Here is an 18379-nt window from a genome sequence, read left to right on the forward strand (position 1 = left end):
ATTTTTTAGATTGACGGGTAAAAAACTGTACTGGAGGTAGTTTGTTTGCAATATAAAATCGTAATAATAGGCGGTGGGCCTGGTGGTTATGTTGCAGCTATTCGTGCCGCCCAAATGGGAGCTAAGGTTGCCTTGATCGAAAGGGAGCGGGTGGGGGGCACCTGCCTAAATTGGGGCTGCATACCTACCAAAGCTTTGGTCGCAGGGGCAGAGCTGCTGCGTAAAATTCAGTCAGCCGGGGAATTTGGCATTACCATTGAGAATAAAGAATTTAACCTGGCAAAGCTAATGGAGCGTAAGGATGCAGTTGTAAATAAAATGGTTACGGGTATCAATTATTTATTAAAGAAGAATAAAGTGGACTTAATCCCTGGGGCGGCAAAATTGGGGGAAACAGGCAAGGTAATAGTTGAATTGAATGACGGAGGCATTTCGGAATTAGCAGCAGAGAACATTATCTTAGCCACTGGAACAAAGCCAGCCACGATTGCTGCCCTGGGCTATGACGGGCAGAAGGTAATAACATCCAACGAAGCTCTGATTCTTCAGGAGGTACCACCGGAACTCTTAATTGTCGGCGGTGGGGTTATAGGCTGTGAGTTTGCCTGCATCTTTGCAGAAATGGGCAGCAGGGTAACAATTGTGGAAGCTATGCCTACCATCCTGCCCTTCACCGATCGTGATGCTGCCCGGCAGATGCAAACCATACTCAAGCGCAGGGGAATAACAGTCAAGACCAAGGCCAAGATAGAGAGAGTGGCAAGAACCCAGGAGGGAGTCACTGCTTTTTTAGAGGGTAATGAGGCTATCTATGCCGACAAGGTGCTTATCTCCATTGGTCGTACCATGAATGTCATGGGCCTGGGGCTAGAGGAAGCGGGAGTTGCCCTGGGGCAGCGGGGTGAGGTTATTGTTGACGAATATTTAAAGACAAGTGTACCCGGGGTCTATGCCATCGGTGATATAACGGGCAAGGTCCAGTTAGCCCATGTGGCTTCAGCCCAGGGTTTAGCTGCCGTTGAGAACATTATGGGTCAGCCTCGAAAAATGGATTACCGAGTAATACCCAGTTGTATATTTACCATACCTGAGGTGGCGGGGGTTGGCCTTACGATTCAGCAGTGTGAAGAGCTAGGCCTTAAGGCTAAAGTAGGAAAATTTCCCTTTATGGCTTCTGGAAAAGCTGCAGCCATGGGTGAGACCGAAGGATTTGTTAAATGCTTAGCCGACCCTGAGACAGATAAGGTGCTTGGTGTACATATAGTCGGACCCCATGCCACAGATTTAATCTCTGAGGCAGCATTGGCCATTAAAATGGGGGCTACTGTGGAACAGGTAACTCAAGTTATCCATGCTCACCCGACTTTAGCAGAGGCACTTTTAGAGGCAGCAGAGGCAGTTCATGGAAGAGCAATTCATATTTAGGGGCAAAGGGCAAGGAAAAGCTTGCTCTTTGCCCTTTTTTACGCTAGAGCCATTCTTAGCCGGCCATGCCTGCATTGTTAGGGGTAAAGCTTTGGACATCTAACTGCCCCCAGGCAGAATAACCCTGTTCCTTGGCCTGGCGCAGCAAAGACATATAACGTTTTTCACAAGCGTTGGTATACAGGATTGCCGCGTCCAACATATCTTTATCAGCCCATTGGAGTTGTTGGATTGCTATTTCCCACGAGGTTTTTGCCTGGACAATTTGCACCTCTAAGCTATACTCCCTTTTCGGGTCCTGCTTATCCTTTAGGATAGCTCTCCGTAGCCTTTTCCAAGAAAAGCCCTTAATAAGGCAAGAGAAGATCTCTTTATCTATTCTCATATTAATACCTCCTTGTCCAATTGCTAATGTTTATGGCCAAAGGACAAGGAGTATTACAAAAAATTTTAATGATTCTGATTTAGAATTATGTGAGTTATTTTACAATTTGGAATAAGTTTCAAGCTATTGAAGCTAATGGCATTGCTTGTTATAATTTTCTCAAGCTAATGAAACAGGAGGTGTTTTAAATGGCTAAACTTATTGGAACAATTAAGATCGTAAACGGCAAGGTACAACTGAAACGCATAGGTGATGGTGAAAAAATTAGAATGGGGTGCTGTTATAAAATGTATGCAGCCCTGAGAAGCTCAAAAAGTGTTTAAGTTCTACCCTAAAAAGGATGCTTATATAACCCCCCGGTTTACGGGAGGTTTTTTGCTTTTATAGCTAGAACCTTACAAAGTCATTTAGACGTTGCCAAATGCTACTGTACCATTTATTTATGCTTTTATTATTATTAGAACTTTTATCCGAAGAGGTGGCTGGTTGCGAAGCAACAATGCGCCATGGAGAGTCGGGTGATTGCTCATTATTTCTACTGGGAAAATAACTTGTTTTTACAAGGACAGGACGAAGTTTACCACCTTCATCCCTAACAAATCGTCCCCGGATTTTAACCTGACCTTCTACAGGTTGAAGGAACAAGTTAACAGCCCGATTATCACTTAGTTCAAATATTTCCTCCATGACATCCCATTTGTCAGCCATAATTTTCCACCTCCTGAAATTATTATAGGTTGCTGTAGGCTAATCTGGAAGGGGTGTAAAATGTCTGGTTGGCTGTTATAATGGTAAATAGTGACAAAAGATGGGAGGGCTACTATGGCAGACAAAGACAGTTTAAACCAGTCAATTTCTGAAGATAGAGAGGCATATATCCTAGAGGTACTCAGCCGTAAGATTGCTGAGCTGAAGGATGTTGCTTCAAAAAATCCCAGGGATGAACAACAACATCATCATGGGACTGATTTTCAGAGGGGAATGAGTGCGGGTTTTATTTCAGGCATTGGCTTTGCGACCCGTATCCTAGACACTGAGGGCAGCACCTATGCTAAGGTTCTGACCTTACTTGAGGAATATAACATCTGGGCCCAGGAGTTTAACCGAAGTCATAAATAGTAACAGCATTTATAAGCAGCGCATAGCATATTTTAACCCAGCTAAATAGGAAGGCCCTTTTTTGGGTTAGTGAGGGAAAGCTATGGGCGGATTAATTGTATATCCAGATATTATAGGTACTTTGGGCGATACCTGTTTTTTAGTAGTTCCAGCTATAAAAAATGAAATGGCTGGTTATGCAGAAAGGCAGGCCATGGGCGGAGAGGTTGGTTATAGGTTAGACTGGAACCTGGTAATTATTAAGAGTCTGGGTATTTGCCTGATAACCTTTGAAATACTTTGGGATGATGGAAACATTACAATTATTGGCTTTAAGCAAAACACCTGGGAACAGCTAGGTAACTTGATATACTATCGTAACCTGCTATTATTGCCTGACAGGGGGCTTATAGAAGATAACAATTCTTTGATAAGTCCAGTGGCAGCCCGGGAAGGATTTTTGCTCAAAGGGATCGATAAAGGACTGGTTAGTTTGGCAAATAAAGCTGCAAATATACCACCGGATCTTAATATACGAGGATTGATGACCCATTTAGCTGATTTATTAAACTCAACCAGAAAAGCCGGTCGAGATACATTTCTTATCTGACCGGGGGTGAATATGTGGAAACAGTTAGGGTTGCAAGCTATAATATTCATCATGCCCAGGGTACAGACAATAGGATTAACCTTAACAGGGTAGCAGCGGTACTTGCCTGCTCAGGAGCGCAACTAATGGGGCTTCAGGAAGTGGACAAATATCTTCCTAGAAGTTGTTTTAGACATCAGGCCAGACGATTGGGTAAGCTATTACAAAGGCAATGGGTCTACGGATCTACACTAAAATGGAGCCCTGCAAAGTACGGTAATGCAGTGCTAAGTCGTTGGCCTATAGTGAAATGGGAAAACCACCTGTTGACCAGCACCGGTGAACAGAGGGGACTGATAGAGGCAATAATCAATATAAGAGGTGTACCGCCAATTGCCTTTTATTGCACCCATTTAGGACTCAGCAAAATGGAAAGGAAAAAGCAGGCCCAGGAAGTCCTTGATATTATTTTTAAAAAAAGATACCCCTCAATTTTGGTGGGCGACTTCAACTCTGATAGAAATTCACCTGAGTATGAACTAATAACCTCGTTCCTCCAAGATGCCACAGGAATAGCAAGGGCTTTAAAGACTTTTCCGGCCCAAAAGCCTGAGGAACAATTGGATTTTATTTTTGTATCCCATGAATGGGAGGTAATGTCGGCATTTACAGTGGAATCCCAGGCTTCAGATCACCTGGCAGTGATATGTGATATAAGGCTTATAAAATAATAAAAGCGCCGATTATTCGGCGCCTTTGTTACTTAGCATTAGCGTAAATCATTTGTCCATAGGTAGCTGCCACAGGCAGTGAGCGCAGGAAAGTATTTCTTGTAGAGGTATCAAAGAAATACAAAGCACCATTAGTAGGATCACTTCCATACAGGGCGTCCAGGGTAGCTTCTTTAGATTTCTCAGTAGCAGGGCGATTAATCCAACCGTTTCTTACGGGGCTAAACTGATTTGGTGAATAAATTACTTCCCTGATTGAATTAGGGAAAATACCGCTTCTCACTCTGTTTATAACCACCGCTGCAACACCAACTTGTGCATCTAATGGTTCACCGCCGGCCTCTGCGTTAACCAATCTGGATAAAAGATCGAAGTCCTCATCAGTGAAGGGTATAACAGGCCTTTTTGCACTTCGACTGACTTCAACTACTGCACCTGCACTGCGGGAGGCAGCCACAGGAACGTTTAGTTGCTGACCTGGATAAATCAAAGTTCCACTAATACTATTGGCAACAATCAAGGCTTCAAGCCTAATACCCTGGTTCTGAGCAATTGTAAATAAACTATCTCCAGCTTTAACAGTATAGGTGGAAGCAGTTTGTTGTGGGGTGGCTTGCTTAGCCTGGCTATCAGGAATATTTAAAACTTGTCCGGGTTGAAGTAAATCTCCGGTCAGTTTATTGCTGCTTTTTATGGCATCAATACCTACACCGGTCTTTTGACTAATGATATAGAGCGAATCACCTGTTTGAACCGTATAATCATAACCATAGGCTGCAAATGCAGGAGTCATCAGACCCACAAAGCATAAGGCAACAACCAAACGTTTTATACGTTTAGAAATGTTCATTAAGTACAGTTACCCTCCTCTTGGCCTTCGAGGTTAGTTGTCGGGTTCGGGTTGGAAGGGCACCCCTACCGCACCTGTAGACACCCCCTGAAAAAGGTTGCGGATTCACCCCGTAAATATTTAGTCCCCCGTACTCCAGTTTTTGGAGATTCGGCCTATTAACCAATAAGTTAACAACAATTGTACAATCTTTCAATTAATACGTCTACCCACAAAATTTGGAAGTGGACCTAATACAATAAGTAAAACAAGGAGATACTAGCAATATTTCGCGGGGGGAGTGATTAATTGTGGCTTTTAGGAGAGGGGTCAAAATTGCCATAATTGGCTTGGGTCAGGTGGGAGCATCAACAGCCTTTGCCATTATGGCCAGTGGGATTGCCAGCGAATTGGTTCTTATCGATATCAACAGGGAAAAGGCTGAGGGTGAAGCTATGGACCTGGGAGATGCCGCTGCCTTTACAAAACCAATTAACGTTTATGAAGGAACCTATGCAGACTGCCAGGGAGCCCAGATAGTAATCTTCACTGCAGGGGCAAACCAAAAACCTGGAGAAACCAGGCTGGATTTAATGGAGAAAAATGTAACTATACTAAAGCAAGCAATGCCACAACTTGTAAAGTACTGTGAAAAATCCATTCTCATTATGGTAACAAATCCTGTAGATGTACTTACATATATTGCTTTAAAAACCTCAGAGCTACCACCCAATCAGGTCTTTGGCTCGGGAACAGTGCTGGATACCTCCAGATTTAAAGCTGCACTGGCACAACACTGTCAGGTTGATCCAAGGAATGTCCATACCTACATCGTGGGTGAACATGGTGACTCAGAGGTTGCCCTATGGAGTTCTGCCAATATAGCGGGCGTCAGCCTAGATGATTTTTTCCAGCTCAGGGGATTGGCTCCCCTGAATAGGGAACAGCTTGCCGAGCAAGTAAAAACCGCAGCCTATGAAATAATTCAGCGTAAAGGGGCCACCTATTATGCCGTTGCCCTTTCTATCAAGCGTATTTGTGAGGCCGTCTTAAGGGATGAAAACTCCATCCTAACCGTGTCAGGATTAGTAAAAGGCTCTTACGGAATTGAGGACTGTTGTTTAAGCTTACCCTGTATCGTTAACGGTCTTGGACGTGCCGAAACAGTAGTATTACCCTTATCTGTTGAGGAAGAGGACGCCCTAAGGAGATCTGCCAAACTTTTAAAGGATATTATTAAGCAGGCCGGCTTTTAAAGCCGGCCTGGCTCAACCCCCTATTGTGTGAGTGTGAAAAATATGTTATTATTCTTTAGTTGCTATCCTTCCGTATTAACCCTTGCAAAATTCATAATTGTTGCTATAATGTAATAGCGAAGTTTTTATGCGCCTGTAGCTCAGGGGATAGAGCGCCGGCCTCCGGAGCCGGGTGCACAGGTTCGATTCCTGTCAGGCGCACCACTGATAAGCCCATGAAGTCCTTAAAATACTGGATTTCACGGGCTTTTATATTTGATGAGGACAAGGCAATAGTTCCCAAAAGTTCCCGTTAAATCCATTAACGGATTGACAACCAGCCTGACAGATTGACAACTATAAGCTCTTGCCGAGCAGTAACGGCAGGAGTTTTTTATTAATGGACATATAAGGGAAGAAGTAATGATTGGGACAGTAGGTGATTTAAAACTCTGTTAGATGTGCTTAAGCAGTACTTGGAACTAAAAGTGAGGCATGAAAATGAAGATTTGTTACCAGGAAAAAAACTTTAGGCAAGATAGAATTGTTTTAATTAATCGCGTTAATCGAATTATCGAAGAATACCATTCAAAGGGTTATGACCTGACCTTAAGACAAGTGTATTACCAATTAGTTGCAAGAGATGTTATACCGAACAACGAGCGTAGTTATAAAAACCTTGGAAACTTAATATCTGATGGTAGAATGGCTGGCCTCATTGATTGGAATGCAATTATAGACCGCACAAGAAATTTAAGAAAAAACAACCATTGGAGTTCACCGGCTGAAATTATAGAAGCTTGTGCAAACCAATTTGCTTATAACAAGTGGGAAGAACAGGATAACTACGTTGAGGTTTGGGTTGAGAAAGACGCGCTAGTAGGAGTCGTGGGGCAGATATGTGGTAGGCTGGATGTTCCATTTTTCTCTTGCAGGGGTTATGTAAGCCAATCAGAAATGTGGGGAGCTGCACAGAGGTTGGAGAGGCTTGGAGAAGATAAGGGGATTGTTATTATTCACCTGGGTGACCATGATCCAAGCGGTAAAGATATGAGTAGAGATATAGTGGATCGGTTAAACACATTTGGTGTCTATCCTAAATTCATGCGAATAGCTCTAAATATCGATCAGATAGAGAAGTACAATCCCCCTCCTAACCCTACAAAACTTACCGACAGCCGTTGCCATGGATATATACGAGAGTTCGGGCATGAATGTTGGGAATTGGATGCACTTAAGCCGGAAATTATTGAAGAATTGATAAGAGAAACCGTTCTTCAATATTGTGATTTGTCCTTGTTTGAAAAATCCAAGGAAAGAGAGAATGAGTCAAAAAAGTTGCTCAAGAAAGTGTCAGCAAGCTGGAGTGAAATACAGGATACCTATTCAGCGTAATTACATTCAATTAAATGAAATAAGAAAGGGTAAAAAATTACAGTCCTAAAAAGGGCTGTTTTTTTATTTACGGCTACTTACTCAGAAAAGAAAGGAGTTTAAGATCATGGTCAGATTACATACCAAAAGTTATTTTCGCTCTCAACTACACCGCTACTACCGTAGACACCGGTGCTGCAACAGACTCAAAAGGAGTAGGGGGAAAGCGAAAATGTATGCGTTTACAGTAAAATGCTTTGAAGCTCGAAAATCTATCACCATAAGAGCAGAGACCCATAAAGACGCTGCTCGTAAGAGCGGGCTGGCCGCCCCAGGAGTTACCCTTACAGTAGAAGGTCCTGAAGAAAAGAATGTATGGAGAAGGTACCAGGTGGACCAGGCAGGTCGATTACGGGAAATAGCTAGTTACATAGCTTAGGAATTATTATTAAGGATGTGGTTATTTTGCTGTACCCCACACATATTGCCGCCGGTGCCTTGGCCGGGGCTATGGTGGTAAAGTTAACTTCTGCCCCACCAAAACTATGGCCACTGATTATAGGTACTTCAATGTTAGCATCCCTAGTACCAGACTTTGATAAAAGAGGTTCAAAGGCAAGTCGAACAGTTCCCGGATCGGGCTTTATAATTGGGGCTATAACTTCACATAGGGGTTTTTTACATAGCCTTGCGGCGATAGCGTTATTATCGGCAGGGCTATATCTTTTTTGGCCAGGTCTTCCAAAAGAAGTTTTGTTTGCTTTTACTGCAGGAGCTTTAAGCCATCCACTTGTTGATACAATCAACCCCCAGGGAGTTCAATGGCTGTGGCCCCTTAATGTAAAACTATCATTGGCCAGGATATTACCATGGCCGTTTTCTTTTACTACAGGCTCAAAAATAGAGAAGGGTATATTCCAGCCGATGCTCTGGTTTCTAACTGTTTGGCTGCTGCTGGGCGACAAAGTTAAATCGTTTATGTAGGAGTGAGAGTAATGAAGAAAAATATTTTCCAAATACGTAAAAATAAAAAGTTCTTTATTATTTTGTTGGCTTTTTTAGCTATATTTCTAGTCTCTATAGTAACGCCAGTGATGGCAGCAAATGATGGATTTAGCCTTCCTGATCCGGGACTATTTAAACCAGATTTGAACAAATCCAGTGACTCTGGTAAGGGATTCATAGCCGCGCTAAATATTTTGATAGGATTTGTTTCAGTTGTTTTTCTGGGCTACGCTGTATTAATGTTGGTCTGGGACTTGAAAGATTTGATCTCAGGTAAAAAAGACTTAAAGACTCAACAGGGGCGGTTTATCGCTATAGGTGTAGCAGCTTTGATATTATTACTTGCCCTGACTGGTGTATGGTATGTTGTATTGATTGCCATCTGGGATAAGATTTTAGTCCCGGTGATTAATGCTCTCTCAGGTAAATAACTAGGGAGGGTGATGAAGATAAAAAAGCAAAAAATATTTAAGCTTGGCATTTTAATTATTCTATGGGCAATAGTTTTCTCTACTATTTTATGTACGGCAATACCTAAAGCTTCGATGGCTGAACAAGACACATCATCAAGTCAAGTAAGTGATAGCGGTGACAGTGAGGATGATGAGGACGGCAGTGGAGGCGGATTAAGCATCGGGTTAATTTCCAGCTTAATTGAAAAAATTGATGCATTCATCCAGACTGTACAAGATTTAATACCTGGAAAATTGCTTTTAAAAGCTATAAAGAGCTGGATCTATAGCATTATTGATGATGCTTTACAACCTGTTCTAGGAGTATTTGGGAGGGCATTTCTTTTTACTCCGTCTGTTGCCGGTCAGGAATGGGTTAGATCGGGATGGAGTACAATGTTTTTCTTCAGCTTAGGCCTGTTTGCTCTGGCTGTTCTCATTTCTGGGGTCAGAATAATGTCTGCCAAAGGATTATCTGATATCGCTAAACCTTTAAAAGTTTTATGTGGTGCCCTGCTGGCATCTATTTCATCGTTATACCTCGTCGAATTTTTTGTGAGTTTTTTTAATTTTACGTTAGCTGGAGTTGTGCGGGAATATCTTATGGAGCTGGGGGCTAAATGCTCGTTGCTGGGTAACCCCGAATCCAGCGTATTTGATGGAAATATAATATTACTTGCGACACTAATTCCTCCGGAACAAATCGCCTCTGCCGTTACCCAGGGGCACAGTGTTAATTATTTTCTAGGGGCAGCCGGAGGAATTCTATTAAGTGGTTTTGGTAGCTTTTTTATAGCAATTCTGTCAGTTATTATAGGTCTCAGATACTTGGTTTTATGCCTATTGGCTATTACCGCACCTGGCTACTTCACCGGGGCGGCTCTTACTGGGACATGGGCTCCTCTAGCTGGTTGGGTAAACTTTTATTTCCGAACACTATTGTTGCAACTTATTTTTATTCTAGGGTGGATTTTTATGGTGGCTATTAGTGATGCTAATGAAACAGTAGGAAGCCCAGCAGCGGTGGTTGGGGTTAGTTCTATGTTAGTTAACCTAATCATCATTGTCGTTATGGATGTAGTGGCAATATTTATTTGGGTCGTTCCTGGAGCAAAGGCTGTAATGAACCCCCTGACTTTAAATGGTGGCGAATTTATAGAAAAAGCCGGAGACTTTGGCATGAGGACATCTAAATTGGCTCATAATGTGGCCTCCCGATTTGGTTGGGATGGGGTAAGGGAATCTGCCTATCAAGCACATAAAAAAGCTCATAATATGCGTGATTTTGGACGGGACTTGCGTAACTGGAACGTGAATAAGCCCGCAACTACAATCGATAGACAGACTTTTGAAAATCCGGGGATATATGAAATTGAAAAACCACAAATACATGGTGGCAGAGTGGCTATTCAGATACCGGAGAGTATCGCTCCCAACCTGGCTGGGCAAATCAAAGCGTCTATACCCGAGATACCGGAGGGGGCCATGTCTACCAGGGGAAGTCGCATATATATAAGTTCTGAATATGCTGCCAGGGCAGAAGAAATTGTAAAAGAGCATTGTGAAAGACTAACACCTTACTGGGAGGTAGGAAATCAATACATGATTATTCAGAATAACATTCCGGTTAGATCACCTTCACCCCCGTTAAATGGTGTTAACCTGGGGCCGTGGAAAAAATGATCCGGAAGGAGGGAATGTTTAAATGAGCCAAAATGATGACAGCGTATACTTTCCGGATGATGTACGTGAGGATGTAGCCTTGTTTGCTAATATTACACTATTTCGAGCAGCTGTTTATATAGTAATGCCCCTATTTATCGGGGTTATATTTTTTCTGTTTTTGCCTTTTTCAATAGGTATTAGGCTGGCATCCCTCTTCTTTTTCCCGGCTGCCGGTCTGGTTACGGTGCTGGCGGATATCCCAGGAAGAATTCGGAGGTACAAACGCTATTTAAAAGAACCGTCTCGCAGAAAATCTGGCTCCCCTAGTGAGGAAGTTTCTATTCAGAAAATGGTTGGTGTAGGCTTCTTTTCCGGCCCTTACGTACACTATAAAGACGGATCAGCAGCCGTTTTTCTACGTGCGGAACCACCTCCCTGGGAACAGTTGACTTACGGGCAAAAGATCTATATAGAAGAAATATTTGTTACAGCCGCTAGGAGGGCTTTTTCCTCCGGTCTGGAAGTCAATATCTATGCTGACGTAGATCGTGACCTTTGTCGTGAGGAATGGGACCGCAGAGAATCCCAATACAATGGCATGGAAGATGATGGATTAAAGGAGCTCGGACTGTCCAGGTTGAGATACCACCGTGAATTTACCCAGGCAAAGAAAACAGAATACCATATCCGGTTAAGGGCGGTTCCCGGCATGGTGGAAATGTCTGGCCGCCCCGGTAGCAGTGAAGAAAGACGCAGGATGATGGAAGAGGTGCTCCAGGATGCTGCAGGAGGCATGATCATGGAGTTGAACCGGGCTAGTATTACAGTCTCGGCACTGGGTTCGGAGGCTATACGAAATCTAACAGCGAAGCAATTTAACCCGGTAGCCTGGCGAAGGGTTTTGCCACCGGTGGAAACAGACTGGACAATACCGGGTCTTTATTGGGATGAAGATGACACTAATCCAGAACAAGAAAAAGTCAAGAATGAAGGGCTTATTAAAAGGTTACTCAACCGGAATGCAAAAAATAAACAGTTACAGTCTGGGATACCGGAAAGTGACCTGGATGTAATAATGCCCGTACCTAAGCCACAAAACAGAAATAAATTCAGCCTGGCTGGTATGTTTAAAGCTCTTTTTCAGAGGTTTAAAAGAAAGTCTAAGCCGACGGGGGCCTATGACCCGTTACCAAATGTAATTACCGTGTGGAGTCCGGTACCTGCCGGCAAGACTTTCACTGCGGTAAACCTCGCCGTATCCCTGGCTTGGCGCGGACATAATGTTATATTAGTGGACCTTGATTTGAGAAAGCCAGCTGTACACAATTGGTTTAAGATTTACAATACCGGCGGGCTTAAGGAAATGCTTGCAAGCCCCAAACGAAACCCCTGGACGGTAGGATTCACGCCAAAGGAGGTACCAGGGCTCTTAGTACTCTCAGGTACCGGCAATGAACCGATATTAAGCAGTGAGAATACAATTGTAGATATGCTGGGCAACCTTTCCCGACAGGTAGGGTATATCGTGGTGGATGCGGGTTCCTCTGACGACATTTCTACAAACATTGCCCTTGGTGTGGCCAACAGGGTCCTGCTGGTGGCGGATCAAGACCCATATAGATTGGAGAATATAGCAATGGTCTTGGATACGAAAGAGGCGGAACTGGATATGAATAAGGTCTATGTGGTGGCGAACAAAGTAGTGGAAAGCCCGCACCTCCGAATTGAGGACATCCGGGCTAAACTAGAACTAAAAGTAGACTACCAGGTGCCGGAGCGAACTACAGAGGTACTAGAAGGAATGAGTTCAAAAATTCCGCCGTCACTGTACTCTCAAGAAATAAGTTCATCTTTCCGGGAGATAGCCCTAGACATGGCGAGCTAATGGAGTGGAATTTGATTTATTCAGAAATCCATAATATCACGGTGATATTTACTCATCCAAATGTTGGGTGAGTTTTTGTTTACTACTATTTATAGGCTATGATAATATGGAGAAAGGGAATACATAACTATAATAAACGGGCCTCACCTGCCGGGGATGGAAAATCCAAGAAAGGGGGTGAGGCGGGATGATAACAATTTCAGATACTATCCAAGTCGTCATAGCTGTCATCCTATTAATCACCCTTGTTGTGTTAATCGCCGACCGCAGGCGTTAAATGCGTGACCCCTTAAACTGCGGGAACAGTTTAAGGGGCCGTAGTTAAAACCTCGGTAGAGTGAGGCGCACAAGCCGTTTGTTTAATTATTAGTATTCCCACTTATATTATCATAAAACGCAAAACCTATGTCAAGTTAGGAGGGGATTAAATGAGAAAATTGATCACTGTTCTGATGATCTGCTGCTTTGTTCTGGGGTTAACGACAGGTGCCTTGGCTGAGCAGGTGGATGTATATGATCAAAATAAAGACTTGGTTAAAAGCGTAGTATTCATAGAAGGCCGCAGCGAGTATTTTGTAAATGGCCAAACCCCAGGAGTGAAAATGGACGTGGCACCGTATATTGCTCAAGATAGAACCTTTGTGCCGGTTCGTTACCTAGGTAATGCCCTGGGCGTGGCTAACGAACATATCTACTGGGATAGTACGACTAATAAGGCTAAGTTAGTACTAGGGAACAACTCTACCGAGCTAACCATTGGTCAAAAACAAATTGTAGTCAATGGACTCTCCCTGGGTATAGATGTAGCTCCGGAATTACAAAGCGGAAGGACATTTCTTCCCGCCAGGTTTGTAGCTGAGGCTCTAGGCTACCAGGTTGATTTTGTAGATGGCCTGGTGGTTTGCTACCCCAAAGGGATGGAAAAACCGGATCTATCGGCCGTAAAGCAGTACCTGGGGCAGCAGGTGCCGCAGGGTGAGACATACAACCTGAACGGGTATACCGTTCCGAAGAATCCTGAAACGGAGATTTTGATTAGTAACAGCAAGATTAACAATGTTGAAATCAAATTAGGCATTATTGTTAACGGTTATGTTAACGGTGTTCTTATGCATAACCGGGACGTAGCAAAGCAATGTGATGAAGCAGAGCAAATCCTGGCTAGCAAATTAGGTGCTAACCTTGCTAAACAAGTGGTAGACGTGGCCAGAACTAAAACAACTCAAAAAGTACGGCTTGAAAAGGATTTTACTGGGCCAAATGGGGAAGTTGTTCAGATTACTTCTGGTTGGGGGGATACAACAACAGGTATTACAGTGTGGAGTAAGGGGGCGTAACCATGCGTAAAGTTATTACCCTGTTTCTAACAATGTTATTTGTATTAAGTATGGCCGGTTTTGCTAGCGCAGAACCGGCTAATATTATGGAAGCCCTGGCTACGGCGAACGACGAGCTAAGGGCTAAATTTTTTGGAAGAGACTATTTCTTTACCGAGAATGAACAGGGCAAGCCTATCAATGAAGCTAACTGGGCTAAAAGCAGACTATTCAGCTACGGCACACCACAGGAAGCTTCGCCCGGGAGTAATGACTATGACTCTATTACTAACCAGTACCGTTACCACGGCTACACCCGTACCGGTGAAAAATACACTAATACTTTTTTTAGAAACGATACCACCGAGACAGTGGATGTTAACAATGCTAATTGGATTTTTGAACCGTGGGATAATACTGCCGTACGAAATTTTGTAACAAACATTATGAATGAGCCACGTCTAAATGAAACCAACCCTTTTAACAATGACCAGGCTTACTTAGAATCCATCAACCTGGGTTTTGAGAACGTAAAGCTATACAACCCGTATATCCAGTTCCAACGAGACGATACCCAATGGCAACGTTATGTGCATATTATCCAGCCGCCCACCAAACATGAGTTTGGCATGGGGCGGCTTTTTCGTGAAGTGGGAGGTTCGATCCGCTACCTTACTATCCCGTTAACCCCGTTAAGTTTATCTGTTCCTTTGGATTTTTCCGTCAAACTGGAAGTTGAAAAGTTTGAAAATGTAAAACCGGGGGATAAGATAACTTCAACTGTGACATATACACTGAGTAAGGAGTATCCTAAGCCAGAAAGAGCTTGGCTGCGCCTGCACCACGTGGTTAATGCAACAGAATACCCTATTACCCTAGAGCCGCTGAACCCGGCAGACAACCCGGATGTCAGCGGCTATGTTACCTTCCGGCCCGGGGAAAGCAAGACATACCGGTATACTTTCACTGTCCAGGATTTGTCACGCAAAATACTGGCCAGGATTAACCCGGTGGATAGCAGTCAGGATGCAGACTGGTCAAACAACCGTGATGAGGCATTTTTCACCGCTAACAACCTCCGGGTACAAATTGACAGCTACACCAAGGAAGCCTATCCGGGTGACCCGGTAGTGTGTAAAGCCACCGTTTATAACGAAACAGGGAACCTGTTAAAAACCCGGCTAATCTGGAAAGTCAACGGCCAGATAGTTAAAGAAAATAATAAATTTGACTTAGTGGACCTGCAGGGTGATACCCTAACATATACCATGCCCCAGAAAGGAGATTTAAACATTCAAGTTATAATCAACCCGGACCATGACCAGCCGCCAAATGAAATTAACTGGGAAGATAATATAGCTTCCTGCCAGGTTAAGTGGCTGCCACTGATTATCGAACAACAGGGTGATATTAAGGTTGAAATAAATGCCCCAGGTAGTGTACCGTCCTTGAAACCCTTTAATTTTAAAGTAACGGTTACAACAAATTTTCCACCTCCACCTCCACCTGCAAGCCTTGAAAAAGAACCACCACCACCGCCGGTTGTAAGACTGCAGGTGACAGGACAGGGCTTGCGTGTGAGCGGTAACTATGAATATTGGTCCGGTGGAGGACAAAAAACAGAACCCATAAAAGAATCCTGGCAGGAGGTCTATGAACCGGGGTATGGTAAGAAAACAAGAACCTTTAACTATGCCTTCCCCTGGTCTGGAGTTTGGAATAAAGGCCATACCGTCATTATCGAAGCAAAGGCCGTCCGTACTAACGGCCCTGAGCAGGGTACTGATTCAGATACAGTAGGGGTAGGCCCCATCACACCGGCGGGCTATCAGCAAAATCTTGTGCAATAGAGGGGTGCTGCTGCTGGACACAAAAGCAGTAGGGAGATTATAATTAGGTAAACATACCCGGAAGTTTAGTAAAACAAAGGGGTAATGAGGTTGGATATAAAAAATATAAGAAGCAAAATCCTAACAGGCGAATGGGTTTTAAGCCGTCATGCTAGAATTAGAGCTGGGCAACGTTGCATTAAGGATTTTGATTTAGTTATAGCAATAGCCAATGGGGAAGTTATAGAAGACTACCCTGAAGATCAACGGGGTCACAGTTGTCTTGTGCTCGGGCACACCAAGGATGGACAACCGCTTCATGCAGTATGTGCCTTTGACTCCTCCGGGACATTGATTATAATTACTGCTTATTTTCCGGAACCACCGAAATGGAAGAATCCAAAGCTACGGGCAAAGGAGTGCGAAAATGATTAGTAAATGCTTTTTGTGTGGGGGGAAAACAGCAAAAAGATTTGTTACGGCTGAAAATTGGTGGGGAGACAAATTAACTTTGATAGAAAATGTTCCTGCATGGGTGTGCGAAAATTGCGGTGAACAATACTTTGAACCTGAAGTATGTGAGAAACTCGATCATATACGTGAAGCTCCACCAACTGTAAAGAAAGTAATACAGGTACCGATTTATAATTTTCCAAAGGAAAGGATAGGGTTATAACTCTCAAACAAGACTCCAGATCTACAAGAAAGCACAAGGGAATGTTTTTAATTGGGATCAAATTTGAAAAATACTTAAGTCTATAACCCCCTCTCATGGGGGTTTTTGCATTGATTTTGTGCAATAGGGGGGACATTGATTTGAATGTATTGTTGGCCACGGAAGATGAAATTTATCTTGAACCATTATCTGCCATAAGACAGTTTAGAATAACCCCGGTAACGAGCAGGGAACATGTGGTTGCAGCGGCTAGGTATATAGAGTCCGAGGTAGTAATTTTATCACCGGGATTACCCGGGGAAGTGGATATAATCGATATTGTGGAAGACCTTATAGACCTCAATATACGAGTGGTCTTTTTGGCCGGCGAGCTAAACCCGGCAAACCTTACAGTAAGGAAGCTGGTGGAGTTGAGTGTTTATGATATTCTCTTTGAACCAATTACCATCGGCAGACTAAAGGATGCATTGATTAATCCTGCGAAAGAATTTACCCCAAACTCCAGTCAAACATTTAATGGATTGAACGAGCTTGAACAGGAGAAGGAAGGCACCCTGGAACGACTAAAGACCCTGGGTACAGAAGTAAAGATTTCTCTACCCCAAATTTCCCAAATAAAGAAGAAGGCGGATAGCAAAAACCTTCTACAAAATGTTATTGCAGTATACTCCCCTACTCCCAGCGGTAAGACGATGCTTGCCCTAAATCTCGCCACTACCTTATCACAATTAGGGAATAATGTAGCCCTAGTTGATGGGGATATTTCACAACTATCCTTGGGTAACTGGGTAGAAATTCCCGAAGGTGAGGATGGTATTTACAGGTTATTAAAAGACCCTGGCAATTCATTAGAATATGGTTACAGCCCGAGGTTAATGCCCGGGCTATTTTTATTTACTGCATCAGTAGTAGATCCGGAGGCGGCGAATAACAAGAAAAGTATGCTAAATGCCTTAAAGGGACTAAATTCTATTTGTGATGTTGTAGTTGTTGATTTAAGTTCAGATATTAAAAATCCGGTTACTTCAGAGGTTATTAACATTGCCAGCCAGGTAATTTTAGTGGCAGACACAGATTTCAACCATTTGAGAAGGTTTCAGATTGTGATGGACAAACTCTCGGATGATCTTTTCTCAAAGTGTTGTTTGGTTGTTAACCGTGCTGTTGAAAGTGCAAGAGTCTTTGTTTCCGATGCGGAAAAGGCTGTCGGCTTAAAATCTGATGCATTGATTCCTGATGCTGCCCTGGAGGTTTTGGAAAGTATCAAGTCCGGGATACCAGTGGTATTATTTCACACCCAGATGAAACAGTCCTTAGACGACTTAGCAGATCGTTTACTGGTTAAGATCCAATCCTCAGCCGAATTGGAGGTGTATGCATGAGGTATATGACCAAGGCGTGGAAGGATGAAAAAGGAGGCTTTATCCTAATCTTTAGCACGATACTAATGGCCTTCTTCTTGGGTATGTGCGCAGTAGTAATTGATGGTGGAACCAGCTTGCTAAAAAAACACATAGTTGTTAATGCTGGTGACGCGGCGGCCCTGGCCGGTACCAGCGCAGTAGAGGGTAAATTAGTATTTGACGAATTTAATAACCCTATTGGTCAACGACCTGTTCTTAACCCAATTATTGCAGATAGCTATGCTATGGGTACTTTAGATGTAAACATGGAAGTTATGAAATTTAACCAAAGAGGCATCTCTGTAGACGAGGTTATCGGTGTATCCCTGGACAGCGATGGAGATGGGAATCTTGACAGTTATAGCATTCGGATCAAGGGAACGGTGGATGCGCCGCTGTTTGGGCCTATCCTGGGGTTAACCGACCGTGTTCCATTTGATAAAACAATTGTTGCCAAAGTTAACGAATAGGAGGAAGTGATT

General features: G+C 43.3%; 21 protein-coding genes, 1 tRNA gene and 1 riboswitch. Of the genes, 19 read left to right on the top strand and 3 right to left on the bottom strand.

What is annotated here, in order from left to right; all coding sequences use genetic code 11:
* The first annotated feature begins 45 nt into the window (after positions 1-45).
* Positions 46-1425, top strand: coding sequence for a dihydrolipoyl dehydrogenase (lpdA, locus tag P6N53_RS00825; protein ID WP_304540385.1), 1380 nt, complete (start codon positions 46-48; stop codon positions 1423-1425).
* Positions 1426-1480: 55 nt separating this feature from the next.
* Here the strand turns inward: lpdA and P6N53_RS00830 are convergent, their stop codons facing one another.
* Complete coding sequence (locus P6N53_RS00830) at positions 1481-1810, bottom strand: DUF2508 domain-containing protein (RefSeq protein ID WP_304540387.1); 330 nt, start codon at positions 1808-1810, stop codon at positions 1481-1483.
* Between the two features lie 188 nt (positions 1811-1998).
* Here P6N53_RS00830 and P6N53_RS00835 point away from each other — a divergent pair, with 188 nt between their 5' ends.
* Entirely contained in the window at positions 1999-2133 is a 135-nt protein-coding gene (locus P6N53_RS00835; protein WP_304540389.1) for a hypothetical protein, read from the top strand.
* 64 nt (positions 2134-2197) lie between these two features.
* Here the strand turns inward: P6N53_RS00835 and P6N53_RS00840 are convergent, their stop codons facing one another.
* Positions 2198-2518, bottom strand: coding sequence for a hypothetical protein (locus tag P6N53_RS00840; RefSeq protein ID WP_304540390.1), 321 nt, complete (start codon positions 2516-2518; stop codon positions 2198-2200).
* Positions 2519-2632: 114 nt separating this feature from the next.
* Here P6N53_RS00840 and P6N53_RS00845 point away from each other — a divergent pair, with 114 nt between their 5' ends.
* The 3 genes from P6N53_RS00845 (at position 2633) to P6N53_RS00855 (ending at position 4228) form a co-directional block, all read left to right on the top strand.
* Positions 2633-2929, top strand: a complete 297-nt coding sequence (locus P6N53_RS00845; RefSeq protein WP_304540392.1) for a hypothetical protein — start codon at positions 2633-2635, stop codon at positions 2927-2929.
* Positions 2930-3011: 82 nt separating this feature from the next.
* Positions 3012-3518 (top strand): hypothetical protein, encoded by a 507-nt coding sequence (locus tag P6N53_RS00850; RefSeq protein WP_304540394.1) that lies wholly within the window; start codon positions 3012-3014, stop codon positions 3516-3518.
* 14 nt (positions 3519-3532) lie between these two features.
* Positions 3533-4228 carry an endonuclease/exonuclease/phosphatase family protein gene (locus P6N53_RS00855; protein ID WP_304540396.1) on the top strand — a complete coding sequence of 232 codons (696 nt, stop codon included), beginning with the start codon at positions 3533-3535 and terminating at the stop codon, positions 4226-4228.
* 28 nt (positions 4229-4256) lie between these two features.
* Here the strand turns inward: P6N53_RS00855 and P6N53_RS00860 are convergent, their stop codons facing one another.
* Entirely contained in the window at positions 4257-5078 is an 822-nt protein-coding gene (locus P6N53_RS00860; protein ID WP_304540398.1) for a cell wall hydrolase, read from the bottom strand.
* Positions 5079-5085: 7 nt separating this feature from the next.
* Positions 5086-5244: riboswitch (cyclic di-AMP (ydaO/yuaA leader) on the bottom strand.
* Positions 5245-5368: 124 nt separating this feature from the next.
* On the opposite strand from P6N53_RS00860, the gene P6N53_RS00865 reads away from it, so the two are divergent.
* The 14 genes from P6N53_RS00865 (at position 5369) to P6N53_RS00930 (ending at position 18367) form a co-directional block, all read left to right on the top strand.
* Positions 5369-6313, top strand: coding sequence for an L-lactate dehydrogenase (locus P6N53_RS00865; protein ID WP_373322959.1), 945 nt, complete (start codon positions 5369-5371; stop codon positions 6311-6313).
* A 129-nt stretch (positions 6314-6442) separates the two neighbouring features.
* Positions 6443-6517 (top strand) — tRNA-Arg (locus tag P6N53_RS00870).
* A 276-nt stretch (positions 6518-6793) separates the two neighbouring features.
* On the top strand, positions 6794-7687 hold the full coding sequence (locus P6N53_RS00875) for a hypothetical protein (RefSeq protein ID WP_304540400.1): 894 nt from the start codon (positions 6794-6796) through the stop codon (positions 7685-7687).
* A 211-nt stretch (positions 7688-7898) separates the two neighbouring features.
* Positions 7899-8105: a hypothetical protein gene (locus P6N53_RS00880; protein WP_304540401.1), complete on the top strand. Its 207-nt coding sequence runs from the start codon at positions 7899-7901 to the stop codon at positions 8103-8105.
* A gap of 26 nt (positions 8106-8131) precedes the next feature.
* A complete protein-coding gene (locus tag P6N53_RS00885; RefSeq protein WP_304540403.1) occupies positions 8132-8650 on the top strand; it encodes a metal-dependent hydrolase in 519 nt (172 codons plus the stop codon).
* Positions 8651-8661: 11 nt separating this feature from the next.
* The gene (locus P6N53_RS00890) at positions 8662-9102 is read left to right on the top strand and encodes a hypothetical protein (protein WP_304540405.1); all 441 of its coding nucleotides are present in this window, start codon (positions 8662-8664) and stop codon (positions 9100-9102) included.
* A 9-nt stretch (positions 9103-9111) separates the two neighbouring features.
* Positions 9112-10806: a hypothetical protein gene (locus P6N53_RS00895; protein WP_304540406.1), complete on the top strand. Its 1695-nt coding sequence runs from the start codon at positions 9112-9114 to the stop codon at positions 10804-10806.
* A gap of 22 nt (positions 10807-10828) precedes the next feature.
* Positions 10829-12673 carry a CpaE/TadZ family protein gene (locus tag P6N53_RS00900; protein WP_304540407.1) on the top strand — a complete coding sequence of 615 codons (1845 nt, stop codon included), beginning with the start codon at positions 10829-10831 and terminating at the stop codon, positions 12671-12673.
* 428 nt (positions 12674-13101) lie between these two features.
* On the top strand, positions 13102-14010 hold the full coding sequence (locus P6N53_RS00905) for a copper amine oxidase N-terminal domain-containing protein (protein WP_304540409.1): 909 nt from the start codon (positions 13102-13104) through the stop codon (positions 14008-14010).
* A gap of 2 nt (positions 14011-14012) precedes the next feature.
* Positions 14013-15839: an Athe_2463 domain-containing protein gene (locus P6N53_RS00910; RefSeq protein WP_304540410.1), complete on the top strand. Its 1827-nt coding sequence runs from the start codon at positions 14013-14015 to the stop codon at positions 15837-15839.
* A gap of 90 nt (positions 15840-15929) precedes the next feature.
* Positions 15930-16253 (top strand): DUF4258 domain-containing protein, encoded by a 324-nt coding sequence (locus P6N53_RS00915; protein WP_373322960.1) that lies wholly within the window; start codon positions 15930-15932, stop codon positions 16251-16253.
* Entirely contained in the window at positions 16246-16494 is a 249-nt protein-coding gene (locus P6N53_RS00920; RefSeq protein WP_304540413.1) for a type II toxin-antitoxin system MqsA family antitoxin, read from the top strand. The genes P6N53_RS00915 and P6N53_RS00920 overlap by 8 nt, the downstream gene beginning before the upstream one ends.
* Before the next feature lie 140 nt (positions 16495-16634).
* On the top strand, positions 16635-17876 hold the full coding sequence (locus P6N53_RS00925; RefSeq protein ID WP_304540415.1) for a CpaE/TadZ family protein: 1242 nt from the start codon (positions 16635-16637) through the stop codon (positions 17874-17876).
* Positions 17873-18367 carry a Tad domain-containing protein gene (locus tag P6N53_RS00930; protein ID WP_304540416.1) on the top strand — a complete coding sequence of 165 codons (495 nt, stop codon included), beginning with the start codon at positions 17873-17875 and terminating at the stop codon, positions 18365-18367. Before P6N53_RS00925 ends, P6N53_RS00930 begins: the two co-directional genes overlap by 4 nt.
* Positions 18368-18379: the final 12 nt, after the last annotated feature.

Origin of the sequence: Desulforamulus aquiferis (assembly GCF_030577015.1) — a bacterium.
GTDB classification, from domain to species: Bacteria; Bacillota; Desulfotomaculia; order Desulfotomaculales; family Desulfotomaculaceae; genus Desulfotomaculum; species Desulfotomaculum aquiferis.